The sequence below is a fragment of the Pseudomonas sp. PSPC3-2 genome, assembly GCF_049897085.1.
Lineage (GTDB): Bacteria > Pseudomonadota > Gammaproteobacteria > Pseudomonadales > Pseudomonadaceae > Aquipseudomonas > Aquipseudomonas paraveronii.
The window spans coordinates 272,157-286,376 of the sequence record NZ_JAFCVO010000005.1 but is presented as its reverse complement, the minus strand read 5'-3'; the positions used below and the strand labels follow the sequence as shown (position 1 = coordinate 286,376).

The 14,220-nt window shown below is 63.3% G+C and carries 11 protein-coding genes and 1 pseudogene; 6 read left to right on the top strand and 6 right to left on the bottom strand.

The window, feature by feature from the left end; all coding sequences use genetic code 11:
• Window positions 1-42: 42 nt before the first annotated feature.
• The 3 genes from dusB (at window position 43) to purH (ending at window position 3,062) form a co-directional block, all read left to right on the top strand.
• Window positions 43-1,056, top strand: coding sequence for a tRNA dihydrouridine synthase DusB (dusB, locus tag ACP7CJ_RS11400; RefSeq protein WP_247398770.1), 1,014 nt, complete (start codon window positions 43-45; stop codon window positions 1,054-1,056).
• On the top strand, window positions 1,053-1,373 hold the full coding sequence (gene fis, locus ACP7CJ_RS11395; protein WP_043049474.1) for a DNA-binding transcriptional regulator Fis: 321 nt from the start codon (window positions 1,053-1,055) through the stop codon (window positions 1,371-1,373). Before dusB ends, fis begins: the two co-directional genes overlap by 4 nt.
• Before the next feature lie 81 nt (window positions 1,374-1,454).
• Complete coding sequence (gene purH / locus ACP7CJ_RS11390) at window positions 1,455-3,062, top strand: bifunctional phosphoribosylaminoimidazolecarboxamide formyltransferase/IMP cyclohydrolase (protein WP_426100327.1); 1,608 nt, start codon at window positions 1,455-1,457, stop codon at window positions 3,060-3,062.
• A 15-nt stretch (window positions 3,063-3,077) separates the two neighbouring features.
• Here the strand turns inward: purH and ACP7CJ_RS11385 are convergent.
• Window positions 3,078-3,191, bottom strand: a pseudogene (locus ACP7CJ_RS11385) (outer membrane lipoprotein carrier protein LolA); the annotation flags it as partial.
• Window positions 3,192-3,212: 21 nt separating this feature from the next.
• Between ACP7CJ_RS11385 and purD the strand changes: the two are divergent.
• The 3 genes from purD (at window position 3,213) to ACP7CJ_RS11370 (ending at window position 8,856) form a co-directional block, all read left to right on the top strand.
• Window positions 3,213-4,505 (top strand): phosphoribosylamine--glycine ligase, encoded by a 1,293-nt coding sequence (gene purD / locus ACP7CJ_RS11380; protein ID WP_276196318.1) that lies wholly within the window; start codon window positions 3,213-3,215, stop codon window positions 4,503-4,505.
• Between the two features lie 101 nt (window positions 4,506-4,606).
• Window positions 4,607-7,378, top strand: a complete 2,772-nt coding sequence (locus ACP7CJ_RS11375; protein WP_426100329.1) for a response regulator — start codon at window positions 4,607-4,609, stop codon at window positions 7,376-7,378.
• 881 nt (window positions 7,379-8,259) lie between these two features.
• Window positions 8,260-8,856 (top strand): MarC family protein, encoded by a 597-nt coding sequence (locus tag ACP7CJ_RS11370; protein WP_221809711.1) that lies wholly within the window; start codon window positions 8,260-8,262, stop codon window positions 8,854-8,856.
• On the opposite strand, the gene ACP7CJ_RS11365 is transcribed toward ACP7CJ_RS11370, so the two are convergent.
• The 5 genes from ACP7CJ_RS11365 to cobG form a co-directional block, all read right to left on the bottom strand.
• Entirely contained in the window at window positions 8,853-9,632 is a 780-nt protein-coding gene (locus ACP7CJ_RS11365; protein WP_426100331.1) for a hypothetical protein, read from the bottom strand. The genes ACP7CJ_RS11370 and ACP7CJ_RS11365 overlap by 4 nt on opposite strands.
• Before the next feature lie 237 nt (window positions 9,633-9,869).
• Window positions 9,870-11,507, bottom strand: coding sequence for a precorrin-3B C(17)-methyltransferase (gene cobJ / locus ACP7CJ_RS11360; protein ID WP_426100333.1), 1,638 nt, complete (start codon window positions 11,505-11,507; stop codon window positions 9,870-9,872).
• On the bottom strand, window positions 11,507-12,241 hold the full coding sequence (locus ACP7CJ_RS11355) for a precorrin-2 C(20)-methyltransferase (RefSeq protein WP_276197889.1): 735 nt from the start codon (window positions 12,239-12,241) through the stop codon (window positions 11,507-11,509). Before ACP7CJ_RS11355 ends, cobJ begins: the two co-directional genes overlap by 1 nt.
• Window positions 12,238-12,864, bottom strand: a complete 627-nt coding sequence (locus ACP7CJ_RS11350; RefSeq protein WP_276196314.1) for a precorrin-8X methylmutase — start codon at window positions 12,862-12,864, stop codon at window positions 12,238-12,240. The genes ACP7CJ_RS11355 and ACP7CJ_RS11350 overlap by 4 nt, the downstream gene beginning before the upstream one ends.
• Window positions 12,857-14,209 (bottom strand): precorrin-3B synthase, encoded by a 1,353-nt coding sequence (gene cobG / locus ACP7CJ_RS11345; RefSeq protein ID WP_276196313.1) that lies wholly within the window; start codon window positions 14,207-14,209, stop codon window positions 12,857-12,859. Before cobG ends, ACP7CJ_RS11350 begins: the two co-directional genes overlap by 8 nt.
• Window positions 14,210-14,220: the final 11 nt, after the last annotated feature.

Below are 14,220 nucleotides of genomic sequence, written 5' to 3'. Positions count from 1 at the left end.
TTTTCGAACTCTAATGATCCGGCCCCACAACAGGGAAGTCCTATGTCGGCGGTACGCATCGGCCCATACACATTGCACAATGGCTTGATTCTCGCCCCAATGGCGGGAGTCACCGACCAGCCCTTTCGTCAGCTGTGCAAGCGTTTGGGCGCGGGTCTAGTAGTCTCGGAAATGGTCACCAGCGACATGAGCTTGTGGAACACCCGCAAATCGCGGCTGCGCATGATCCACGAAGGCGATCCCGAGCCCCGCTCGGTGCAGATCGCCGGTGGCGATGCACAGATGCTGGCGCAGGCGGCCCGGGCCAACGTGGAGCTGGGCGCGCAGATCATTGATATCAACATGGGCTGCCCGGCCAAGAAGGTCTGTAACAAGGCCGCCGGTTCCGCGTTGTTGAAGGATGAACAGTTGGTCACCGAGATCCTGCAGGCCGTTGTCGCCGCAGTGAATGTACCGGTCACCCTGAAGATTCGTACCGGTTGGGACCGGGACAACAAGAATGGCCTGACGGTGGCGAAGATCGCCGAACAGGCGGGTATTTCAGCGCTGGCGGTGCATGGCCGCACCCGCGCCGACCTTTACACCGGTGAAGCCGAGTACGACACCATTGCCGCGATCAAGCAGGCGGTGTCGATGCCGGTGTTTGCCAATGGCGATATCGACTCAGCCGAGAAAGCCCGGCGCGTGCTGCACGCGACCGGCGCCGATGGCCTGTTGATTGGCCGGGCCGCCCAGGGGCGGCCGTGGATTTTTCGTGAAATCGAGCATTTTCTGCGTACCGGCGAGCTCCTGCCGGCACCGGGGTTGATCGAGGTGGAACGTATTCTGCTAGAGCATCTGGCCGCCCTGCACGTCTTCTATGGAGACGTGATGGGAGTACGCATTGCTCGCAAGCATGTCGGCTGGTATCTCGCAACCCTGCCGGGCGCCAGGGAGTTTCGCGCCCAGTTCAATCGTTTGGATGATACGCAAGCACAGGTCGCCACCGTTCGAGAGTACTTCAGCGAGCGTGACAAGAGCCTGGTGACAGGGGACGGAGAAGGGGTGGCCGCATGACGACGATGACCGAGACTTTAGTGAGTGGAACAACACCCGTGAGCGACAACGTCAATTTGAAACAGCACCTCAACACGCCGAGCGAAGAAGGCCAGACCCTTCGCGGGAGTGTCGAGAAGGCGCTGCACAATTATTTCGCCCACCTTGAGGGCGCTTCCGTCACGGACGTGTACAACCTCGTGCTCTCCGAAGTCGAGGCGCCCTTGCTCGAAAGCGTGATGAACTACGTCAAGGGCAACCAGACCAAAGCCAGTGAACTGCTGGGTCTGAACCGTGGCACCTTGCGCAAAAAGCTCAAACAATACGATTTGCTGTAAGCATTCAATCCGACCAGAAAGGCGCCCGCGTAACACCGGTCGCCTTTTTTGCTGACTCCTTTGCTTTTGATGGAAATTGAAATGACCGACCAGACCACCCGCCTGCCGATCCGCCGCGCCTTGATCAGTGTCTCCGACAAGACCGGGGTTCTCGAATTTGCCCGGGGGCTGGAAGCCCTGGGTGTGGAAATCCTCTCCACGGGCGGGACCTTCAAACTGCTGCAGGACAACGGCGTGGCCGCAGTTGAAGTCGCGGACTACACCGGTTTCGCAGAAATGATGGACGGTCGGGTCAAGACCCTGCACCCGAAAATCCACGGTGGCATCCTCGGCCGTCGTGGTATCGACGAGGCCATCATGAACGAGCACGGCATCAAGCCGATCGATCTGGTCGCGGTGAACCTCTACCCGTTTGAAGCTACCATCAACAAGCCGGGCTGCGACCTGCCGAGCGCCATCGAAAACATCGATATCGGCGGCCCAACCATGGTTCGCTCGGCCGCCAAGAACCACAAAGACGTGGCCATCGTGGTCAACGCCAGCGACTACGCCCAGGTGCTTGAAAGCCTGCAAGCCGGTGGCCTGACCTACGCCCAGCGTTTCGATCTGATGCTCAAGGCGTTCGAACACACTGCCGCCTATGACGGCATGATCGCCAACTACATGGGCACCGTGAACCAGGCCGCCGAGACCCTCAGCACAGAAGGTCGCAGCCAGTTCCCACGGACCTTCAACAGCCAGTTCATCAAGGCCCAGGAAATGCGCTACGGCGAGAACCCGCACCAGAGTGCGGCGTTCTACGTGGAAGCCAAGCCGGCCGAAGTGGGCATCGCCACCGCGACCCAACTGCAAGGCAAAGAACTGTCCTACAACAACGTGGCCGATACCGACGCCGCGCTGGAATGCGTGAAGAGCTTCGTCAAGCCGGCCTGCGTGATCGTCAAACACGCCAACCCATGCGGCGTGGCCGTGAGCCCGGACGCTGAAGGCGGTATCCGCCAGGCCTACGAACTGGCCTACGCCACCGACACCGAATCGGCCTTCGGCGGCATCATCGCCTTCAACCGCGAACTCGACGCCGAGACCGCCAAGGCCATCGTCGAGCGTCAGTTCGTCGAAGTGATCATTGCCCCGTCCGTCAGCGAAGAAGCCCGCGCCATCGTCGCCGCCAAAGCCAACGTGCGCCTGCTGGCCTGCGGTGAGTGGTCGGCTGAACGTGCCGCTGCCTGGGACTACAAGCGCGTCAACGGCGGCCTGCTGGTGCAAAGCCGCGACATCGGCATGATCAGCAGCGCCGATCTGAAAGTGGTGACCAAGCGCGCGCCGACCGAGCAGGAAATCAACGACCTGATCTTCGCCTGGAAAGTGGCCAAGTACGTTAAGTCCAACGCCATCGTCTACGCCAAAAACCGCCAGACCATCGGTGTCGGCGCCGGCCAGATGAGCCGCGTAAACTCGGCGCGTATCGCTGCGATCAAGGCTGAACACGCCGGTTTGCAGGTTGCGGGCTCGGTGATGGCGTCCGACGCGTTCTTCCCGTTCCGCGACGGCCTGGACAATGCCGCGAACGCTGGCGTGACCGCGGTGATCCAACCGGGCGGCTCGATGCGTGATGCCGAAGTGATTGCTGCTGCTGACGAAGCCGGCATCGCCATGGTCTTCACCGGCATGCGCCACTTCCGTCACTAAACAGCACCGCTTCCCGACTGTAGGAGCGAGCTTGCTCGCGAAAAGCTCAAAAACGCCACGGGGTGTCAGGTTTCCCTCGTTATCGTTGACGACCTTCGCGAGCAAGCTCGCTCCTACAGGGAAGCACAGCGTTTCTCAGAGGTTTTTGAAATGAATGTTTTGATCATTGGCAGCGGTGGCCGTGAACACGCCCTGGCCTGGAAAGTTGCCCAGGACCCACGCGTCCAGAAAGTATTCGTAGCCCCCGGCAACGCCGGCACCGCCATTGAAGCCAAGTGCGAAAACGTCGCCATCGACGTGCTGGCGCTGGAACAACTGGCAGACTTTGCCGAGAAAAACGTTTCCCTGACCATCGTCGGTCCGGAAGTGCCCCTGGTTGCCGGCGTCGTCGACCTGTTCCGCAGCCGCGGCCTGGATTGCTTCGGCCCGACCGCCGGCGCGGCCCAACTGGAAGGCTCCAAGGCGTTCACCAAGGATTTCCTGGCGCGCCACAAGATCCCGACCGCCGACTACCAGAACTTCACCGAGATCGAGCCGGCCCTGGCTTATCTGCGTGAAAAAGGCGCGCCGATCGTGATCAAGGCCGACGGCCTGGCTGCGGGCAAAGGCGTGATCGTCGCCATGACCTTGCAGGAAGCCGAAGACGCCGTGCGCGACATGCTCGCCGGCAACGCCTTCGGTGAAGCCGGTTCGCGCGTGGTCATCGAAGAGTTCCTCGACGGCGAAGAAGCCAGCTTTATCGTGATGGTCGACGGCAAGAACGTCCTGCCGATGGCCACCAGCCAGGACCACAAGCGCGTCGGCGACGGCGACAGCGGCCCGAACACCGGCGGCATGGGGGCTTACTCCCCGGCCCCGGTGGTCACCAGCGAAGTGCACAAACGCGTGATGGACCTGGTGATCTGGCCAACCGTGCGTGGCATGGCCGACGAAGGCAACGTGTACACCGGTTTCCTCTACGCCGGTCTGATGATCGACAAAGCCGGTAACCCGAAAGTCATCGAGTTCAACTGCCGCTTCGGCGACCCGGAAACCCAACCGGTGATGCTGCGCCTGCAATCGAGCCTGGTGCTGCTGGTGGAAGCCGCACTGGCCCAGGCCCTGGACAAGGTTGAAGCGCAGTGGGACCCACGTCCGAGCGTCGGCATTGTGCTGGCGGCCGGTGGTTACCCTGCCGACTACGCCAAGGGCGATGTGATTGAAGGCCTGGACGCGGCGGCGACGCTGGAAGGCAAGGTGTTCCATGCGGGCACCGCGCTCCAGGACGGCAAGGTCGTAACCGCAGGTGGCCGTGTGCTGTGTGCCACGGCGATGGGCGCCAGTGTCGACGCCGCGCAGCAACAGGCCTACAAGCTGGCCGCAAAAATCAGCTGGAAAGGCTGCTTCTACCGCAAAGACATCGGCTATCGCGCGATTGCCCGTGAACGTGGCGAGACGCATTAAGTCGCTATCCGTTCGGTTAGGTGAGGGCCTCTGGCCCTTGCCGTACTCAGGTCACCCCGCGCATAGTTAACCCGTGCATCAACCTACGAAGGGATTTCGCCGTGCGCTGGCTCAGGATCGCCATAGGTTTCACTCTCAGTCTGCTGACATTGCTCTGTTTGCTCCCGACCCAGGCCGCCGCGCAAGGCAGTGGCTGGGCAGTATTGCTTGATGAACAAGCCGACCTGCAACTGAGCGACATTCGTTCCCCGCGCTACACCAACCAATTCAGCCCCACCGAACTGGACCGGATCACCGCCGCCGAGCCGGAGGGTGCGTTGTGGGTACGTTTCAAGCTGCAGCCCGGCCAGCACGAGCAAGTGCTGCGGGTATTCGCCCCGGACGTTTCCCACCTGAGCCTCTATGTGCTGGATGGCGACACCCTGGTGGAACAGCAAACCACCGGCACCCGCCAGCCCCAATCCGAGCGACCGCTGCCCAGCAGCGACTTCATGCTGCCGATGCCACAGAGCCCGAAGCCCCTTGAGGTCTACCTGCGCCTGGTCTCGGAACACGAACTGCGCCCCTATATCACCCTGGAACCGGCCGTACTCGCCGCCGCCGACCAGACCCAGACGCTGATCTACGGCCTGTTGTTCGGCTGCCTGCTGATGCTGATCCTGCACAACCTCTCCCGCTTCGCCTACCACCGCTCACGCAGCAGCCTGTGGCTGGCGGCCAGCGAATTGCTGTTGATGCTCAGCCTGGCGTTGCTGCTCAACCTGCTGGGGCCATGGCTGAAAAATTGGCACGCGGTCCAGACACCGGGCGCCTACCTCGCCCTGCTGCTGACCGCGCCGTGCGGGCTGATGTTTGCCTATCGCTTCTTCATGCCCCTGGGCCCGCACCCGCTGAACAAACTGTTGATGGCCGACATTCTGCTGATCGTGCTGTGCGGCCTGTTGCTGTTGTTCGTCAACACCTTGCCGCTGAACTTCATCACCTACGCCCTGGTGGCCCTGGCCGGCCTGAGCATGTTGTTTGTCTCGGCGTATCACTGGCAAAAAGGCTACCGGCCGGCGCGGTTGTTCGTGGCGGGGATGGTGGTGTTCAACATCGGCATACTGATCATCCTGCCCGCCCTGCTTGGCCTCACGCGGCTGGCGCCGCAAGGCTTGATCATTACCCTGCTCGGCTTTATCTGCCTCAGCGGCCTGCTGATGAGCCTGGCCCTGGGCGAGCGCCAACGCGCCCTCGTCGAAGCACGCTTCAACCTCAGCCGTGAGCTGGCGGCCAGCAACGCCGAAATCGCCGCCAAGGCCGAGTTCCTGGCGAAGATCAGCCACGAAATCCGCACCCCCATGAACGGCGTGCTGGGCATGACCGAGCTGCTGCTGGGCACGCCGTTGTCGGTAAAGCAGCGCGACTATGTGCAGACAATCCACAGCGCCGGTAACGAACTGCTCACACTGATCAACGAAATCCTCGATATCTCCAAGCTGGAATCCGGACAGATCGAATTGGACGACGTGCAATTCGACCTCAATGCGCTGATCGAAGATTGCCTGAGCATCTTCCGCGCCAAGGCCGAGCAGCAGAACGTCGAGCTGATCAGCTTTATCCAGCCCCAGGTGCCGCGGGTGATCAGCGGCGACCCGACGCGCCTGCGCCAGGCAATGTTGAGCCTGCTGGAAAACGCCCTGCAGAAAACCGACGAAGGCGAAGTGTTGATCGTCGTCGCCCTCGACGAGCGCAGCACCAAGCCGCGCCTGCGCATTGCCGTGCAAGACAGCGGCCTGCCGATGGAAGCCGCCGAACGCGATGCGTTGCTGCACAGCGAACTGCACAGTAAGAACTTCCTCTCGGCCACCCGCTTGAGCGGTCACCTGGGCCTTGTCATCGCGCGCCAGTTGATCCTGTTGATGAACGGCGAATTCGGCATCAAGAGCGGCGCGCAACAGGGCAGCACCCTGTGGCTGACCCTGCCGCTGGACCCGGAACGCCTGGAACACCCGACCTCCGACCTCGACGGCCCGCTCAAGGGCGCCCGGGTGCTGGTGGTGGACGACAACGACACCTGCCGCAAAGTGCTGGTGCAGCAATGCACCGCCTGGGGCCTCAACGTCAGCGCAGTGCCGTCGGGCAAAGAAGCCCTGGCGTTGTTGCGCACCAAGGCGCACCTGCGTGATTACTTCGACGTGGTGCTGCTGGACCAGAACATGCCCGGCATGACCGGCATGCAACTGGCGGCAAAGATCAAGGAAGACCCGAGCCTGAACCACGACATCCTGCTGATCATGCTCACCGGCATCAGTAACGCGCCGAGCAAGATCATTGCGCGCAATTGCGGGATCAAGCGCATCCTCGCCAAGCCAGTGGCCGGCTACACCCTCAAGACCACCCTGGCCGACGAACTGACCCAGCGCAGCAAAGGCGGCGGGCAGCCACGCGCGCCCCTCAACATCCCGGCGCCCATCACCGTGCCCAGCGACTTCCGCATCCTGGTGGCCGAAGACAACAGCATCTCCACCAAAGTCATCCGCGGCATGCTCGGCAAGCTCAACCTCAACCCGGACACCGCGAGCAACGGCGAAGAAGCCCTGCTGGCGATGAAAGCCCAGCGCTACGACCTGGTGTTGATGGACTGTGAAATGCCGATCCTCGATGGCTTCTCCGCGACCCAGCAGCTACGGGCCTGGGAAGTCAGCCACCAGCGCATTCGCACGCCGGTGGTGGCGCTCACTGCACACATCCTCTCGGAACACAAAGAGCGCGCACGCCAGGCCGGGATGGACGGGCACATGGCCAAACCGGTGGAGTTGTCGCAATTGCGCGAACTGGTGGAATACTGGGTGGCGCAGCGCCAGCCACAGCCGGAGCGCGCGCCCTCTTAACGTCAAACGCAGGCTCAGTGTGGGGGGGGCTTGCCCCCGATGGCGGCGGATCAGTCACCAATGCATCGACTGAAAGACAGCGATGGCAAGCTTGTTCCCGATAGCGCTGGAACAGTTACACATAAGCTGACTCTCACACCGCCATCGGGGGCAAGCCCCCTCCCACACTGAACCTGCGTCTGTCACACAATGGATAAACACCACAGATCCTATGTGGGAGGGGGCTTGCCCCCGATGGCGGCGGATCAGTCACCGATGCATCGACTGAAAGACAGCGATGGCAAGCTTGCTCCCGATAGCGCTGGAACAGTTACACATAAGCTGACTCTCACACCGCCATCGGGGGCAAGCCCCCTCCCACACTGAACCTGCGTCTGCCACACAATGGATGAACACCACAGATCCTATGTGGGAGGGGGCTTGCCCCCGATGGCGGCGGATCAGTCACCGATGCATCGACTGAAAGACAGCGATGGCAAGCTTGCTCCCGATAACGCTGGAACAGTTACACATAAGCTGGCTCTCACACCGCCATCGGGGGCAAGCCCCCTCCCACACTGAGCCTGCGTCTGCCACACAATGGATGAACACCACCGATCCTATGTGGGAGGGGGCTTGCCCCCGATAGCGGCGGATCAGTCACCTATGCATCGACTGAAAGACCGCGATGGCAAGCTTGTTCCCGATAGCGCTGGAACAGTTACAAATAAGCGGACTGTCACACCGCCATCGGGGGCAAGCCCCCTCCCACACTGAGCCTGCGTCTGCCACACAATGGATGAACACCACAGATCCTATGTGGGAGGGGCCTGCCCCCTCGCACATTTGTGCGCTGTCGCCTGATAGACTCCGCCAATCTCCTTCTGTCGCGAGCCACCCCCATGCTCCACGTGTTATTCAGCGTTTACCTGAAGATGCTGGTGCTCTACAGCCCGTTCTTCGTGTTGTCCTGTTTTATCAGCCTGACCCGCGGCTACTCCAGCAAAGAACGGCGACGCCTGGCCTGGAAAGTGGCGCTGGCGACCCTGGTGTCGAGCGTCTTGCTCTACCTGTTCGGCCGGGTGATTTTCAGTGTGTTCGGCATCACCGTGGACGCCTTCCGCATCGGCGCCGGTAGCGTGCTGTTTATCTCGGCGCTGGGCATGGCCCAGGGCAAGTCGGCGGTGCAGACCGATAACGTGCAGCAGGACGTGACCATCGTCCCGCTGACCATCCCCCTCACCGTCGGCCCCGGCACCATCGGCGCGCTGCTGGTGATGGGCGTCAGCCAGCCCCATTGGGATGACAAGCTCACCGCCATCCTCAGCATCGCCCTGGCCAGCTTCACGGTGGGTGTGGTGCTGTATTTGTCCAACCGTATCGAACGGATTCTCGGTGACCAGGGCTTGCAAATTGTCAGTCGGTTAATGGGCTTGTTCGTGTGCGCCTTGGCCGCACAAATTATCTTTACCGGGGTGCGCGGCTACCTGGTGCCTTAGATCCGGTATTTGGCGATCGCCAGTTGCACCTTGTCGCCCGCACTCTCACGCATCAACTGGATGGTTTTTGCGTTGACCACCGAGGTATTCAGCACCAGGCAGGTTTGCCCGCTGAAGGCCTCGAACGAGGAACTGTCCCACTCAAGAAAGGGCAGCCCCACCTGTTTGCTGACGCCATGGGAGCTGTAGGTCACCAGCACCATCATGACTTCGCCGTCGGTTTCGGCGCAGGAGGCCAGGCCAAAATCGCCGCCCTGATGCACCGTGCTATTGCGCTTGAACAGCTCGAACGACGCGGGCATCTGCTTCAAGGCGTCCAGCGCATCGGCAGCCAATTTCGGTAGGGCCGCCAGCAGTGGCCCGGTCAATGAGGTCGAGGCCAGCAGGGTCGCGATGATATTCAGCGCCGCCAGTTGCACCGTCAGGCCCTTGCCGGCGCTTGAGACCCGCTCGAAACGGCTACGCACCGGCAGCCAGCCCAGGCTGATCATCACCTTGATAAATTCGTCGTACCAACCCTCCGTGCCGCGACGCACTTTCAAGACATCGCTCACGTAGCTGCTGGCCAACAGATAACTTTTGCGGATGTATTCGCGGTTCAGGCTGCTCAGGCCATCGGCGAACGAGATCACGCCATTGTTGACCACTGCCGCGTTGCAGTCGTCCTCGGTATCCAGCGGTAAAACAGCGTGCGTCCCCGGCGCACCCGGCAGCTTATAGGCCGCAATCAATTTGCGCCGTTTGGTGCTGTTGATCCTTCTGTGATGTCGCTCCATTTTCAGTTCTCCACAAGCACCCCACATGGGGCGTGTGTCCACACTAGTCCAGGCGCTGGCGGGCTTTCCACACGACAAACATGCCTTGCCAACAGCGCCCGCACGGCGCTGCCCAGCATTCGTTGGGTGCCCCGTGGGCACGTGCGTATTTCATCGACAAAAAAAGAAAAAGCCCCGAATGACGGCGGGTGTTCACCCAACGTCATTCGGAGCTTTCCGGCGGTTGTGCGGCGGTTTTCAGGAGGTCGGTTTTTCTCCGTACCAGCGCGGTGTGTACACCCACTCACCGCCGCCCGCACGCGGGAACACGCAGGTGGTGGACGAGCCGATCAGCACCATGGTGCGCATGTCCACCTGTTCCGGGGTCAGTTGCCCCAGCGTGGTCACGCGCAGGGTCTGGCCCGGACGCCCGATGTCGCGGCCCAGCACCACCGGTGTTTCGGCGCTGCGGTGTTGCGCGACGATCTCCAGGGCGCGCCCCAATTGCCACGGGCGCGCACGCGAGATCGGGTTGTAGAACGCCAGGGCCAGGTCGGCCTGGGACGCCAGGTCCAGGCGCTGCTCGATGATCGACCAGGGCTTGAGATTGTCCGACAGCGACATCACGCAGAAGTCATGCCCCAACGGCGCGCCGGCTTGGGCGGCGGTGGCCAGGGAGGCGGAAACACCCGGCAGGATTTGCAGGTCGACCTGGTGCCAGGCCGGGTCGCTGGACTCATGCAGCGCCTCGATCACCGCCGCCGCCATGGCGAATACGCCAGGGTCGCCGGACGACACCACCACCACCGAACGGCCTTGGGCGGCCAATTCGAAGGCGTGGCGGGCGCGCTGCATTTCTTCGCGGTTATCGGTGCAGTGCTGCACCTGATCGTCACGGAACGGCCCGGCCATGCGCACGTAAGTCTCGTACCCCAGCACATCGGTACAGCGCGCCAGTTCGGCCTTCACCGCCGGCACCATCAGGTCGGCGGCGCCAGGGCCGAGGCCGATCACCGCAAGGCGGCCACGCGGGCGACCGACTTGGGACACGTTCAGGGGCTGCTCGGCGACCGAAACAACGATGTCTTCCGCTTGCGCCACCTCGGCGAAACGCAGCGGCACACCCAATTCCAACGCGGCTTCGTGCAACGACGGTTCGGCCATCTGGGTATCGCTGGCCAACAGGCAGGCCAGGGACTGCACGGCAAGCCCCGACGCATGCAACGCCGCGCGCACACGCTGCGCCAATTGCGCACCGGGCTTGCAGGTGGCGCATACGTTCTGTGGATAAATCAGCAACTCGTTGGGCGCCGGTACACGCTCGGCGCTGCCCACGTGGATCGCCAGGCGCGCCTGTTGGTCCTGCGGCAGGTTGGCCTGGTCAAGCCACGGCGCGGCGCCTTCGATACGCACGCTTTCCCCGGCGAGCAGGTCAGAGACGAAGCGCTTGCCCAGCTCCAGGTCCGCCAGTTGATAACCCGTCGGCGGGTTGAGCAGGCACGTGCCGAACCGCAGCTCGCCACTGGTGGTGATCGCGGCGGTCGCGCCCAACGCAGCGGCAATCTCCCGCGCCATGCCATTCACCCCGCCCAGGCCACCGAGCAACGGCACCACCGCGCTGCCGTCTTCGGCCACCGCCAGCACGGCGGGCTCTTCGCCTTTTTCCAGCAGCAGCGGCGCCAGGGTGCGGATCACGATGCCGGCGGCGCACAGCGCGATCAGCGGCGTGCCTTGCTGATAGAGCTGGCGCAGGGTCGTGCCGAATTCGCTGTAGGTTTGGTCTGCGCCGTCAACCCGGCCCAGCAGACCGTGGATCACCGCGCCCGGATACGCCTGCGCAATCCGGCGCGCCGTGGCCAGGCTGCCCTGCCCCAGAATGACAATCGCCGGGCGCATCAACCTTGCCACCGTTCACCAGGCACGATGATCAGCGAGAAATACGGCGAGGACATCGGCTCGACTTGATCCAACGCCACTATCTTCTGGTTGGCCATGGTCGCGCGCTCCACATACAGCGCACGCTCGGCCAGGCCGAGCTCTTCGAGCACCTGGCGCACCTTGGGGAAGTTGCGCCCCAGCTTCATGATCACCGCCGCGTCGGCATCCGCCAGGCGGCGCTTGAGGTCTTCATGGGGCAGCACCCCCGACAGTACCGACAGGCTCTGGTTGCGATACACCAGCGGGGCGCCGAGCACCGAGGCGCCGCCGAGCATCGAACACACACCGGGGATAACCTGCGCTTCGTAACGCTCGGCCAGGCGGTCATGCAGGTACATGTAGGAGCCGTAGAAGAACGGGTCGCCTTCACAGATCACCGCCACATCGCGGCCGGCGTCCAGGTGCGCGGCGACGTCCAGGCTGGCGCTGTCGTAGAAATCGCTGATCACTTGTTCATAGGACAGCGGCGCCGGCAACGCCTCGGTGGTCACCGGGTACACCAGCGGCATCAGGGTTTGCTGCGCCACCAGATGGTCTTCGATGATGCCAAAGGCGTTGCCCTTTTTGCCCTTGGCCACGAAGTACGCCACCACGGGCGATTCGCGCAGCAGGCGCAGGGCCTTGAGGGTGATCAGTTCCGGGTCGCCGGGGCCTACGCCCAGGCCAATCAAACGTCCGCGTGCCGACATTATTCGACCTCCGTGGCCAGGGCATTGACCGCCGCCGCCGCCATCGCGCTGCCGCCCAGACGGCCCTGCATGATCACGAACGGTACGCCACGGCTGTCGGCAGCCAGCATCGCCTTGGATTCGGCGGCGCCGACGAAGCCCACCGGGAAGCCAAGGATCAACGCCGGTTTCGGCGCGCCGGCGTCGAGCATTTCCAGCAGGTAGAACAAGGCGGTCGGTGCGTTGCCGATCACCACCACACTGCCGGCCAGGTGCGGGCGCCACAGTTCCAGGGCGGCGGCGGAACGGGTGTTGCCCAGTTCCTGCGCCAACGCCGGCACGCGGTCGTCGCGCAGGGTACAGATCACTTCGTTGTTAGCCGGCAGGCGCGCACGGGTCACGCCTTCGGAGACCATCCGCGCATCGCACAGAATCGGCGCGCCGGCGGCCAGCGCTGCGCGCCCGGCCTTGCCTGCGCCTTCGGAGAACTGCAGGCCGTCGATCGCCTCGACCATGCCGCAGGCATGAATCACCCGCACCGCGAGTTTTTCCAGGTCGGCCGGGATGCGCTCCAACTTGGCTTCCGCGCGAATAATGGCGAAGGAGTTGCGATAGATCTCCTGACCGTCGCGGATGTAATCAATCATCGGTGTTGCTCCGTGGGTGAGCGCGCAGCAGGGCGCCCGCCGCTTCAATAGAAAGAGTGCGCGCGTGCAGCCGGCCGAAACCGGGCTGGGCTGCCTCGCGAAAATAGACGTCGTAGTGACCGGGGCTGACCGCCAGCAAAGTGACCGGCGCACTGTGCGCCGCCGCGCAGGAACGCGGGCAGCCGGACAGGTGTACCGCGTGGCCGGGGTGCAGCGCGGCCAGTTGCACGGCGTCGGCCTTGGTGTCGGCCAGGCCTTTGCCGCAGCCACTGGAGCCGGTGCAGGCGATCAGGTGCGCCAGCGGTTGCTCCGCCGAGCAGAGGAAGCCCAACTGTTCCAGACGCGCAGTGATCGCGGCGGCATCGTGGCTTTTGGCGTTGGGCAGCAGCAGGCCTTGCCAGGGGGTAAAGCGCAGCGTGCCGTCGCCATACTCATTGGCAAGTTGGGCTGCGCCCTTGAGCATGCTTGAGTCGAGTCGACCCAGCGGCGCCACGGCGGCGACGTAGACCCGATCCTGCTGACGTTGTGGATAACTTCCCAGGTGCAGCAACGCCCCGCTGGCCGGGCGTTTGAAGCCATCGACCGGCAACAGCGGCAGGTGCAGACCCGCGAGGAAGTTATCCACAGGCAGATGACGCATCCGCGTGTGCGCCGGCGTGGCCAGGTCCAGAAACCGTTCCAGCACCGCCACCACCAAGGCGTGCCCCTGCTCCAGTCGCACCGCCGCCAGCGGCGCATCCAACCCCGGGCAGCCGGCCAGGCCGAACGCGAGCAGCGTCTCGCCGTGTTGTTCAAAGGCCGACAGCCACAGGTCATGGTGATGTTCGAGCATCGCCAGGGCCTCAAAGCCATCCAGTTGCACGGCGAACTTGGCCGACAGCTCATGGAAGCGCGCGTGGGTTTGCAGGGTGGCGAGGATCTGGTCGGCCAGCGGGCGCGTGTCGAACAGCATCTGCGGGTCGATACCGGCGCTGGGGCTGAGCATCAGGTTGCGCACGTCGTCACCGGCGGCGGTGCTGGGCCCGAGGCCTGCGGCAAGGAGCATTGCGATCAAGGCGTCCTGCTCGGCGCCGATCCCGCGAATCTGCAGGTTGGCGCGGTTGGTCGCCTCGATCACCCCGCCCGCATAGGCCTGGGCCGCATCCGCCACGGCATGGGCTTGCGCGGCGCTGATGGCGCCGCCGGCCAGTTTGATCCGGCAAATGCCGCCGTCCAACGCCTGGACGATACGCAGCAACCCCGGACAAGCCGAGGGGCGCAAGGTGTTCAGAGCAGGGATTGGGTTCACGGGGCTACCGGTTCGCGGGTCAAGGCGCGGTATTATGCCTGCTTTGTCCGACGGCATGAAAAGCCTGC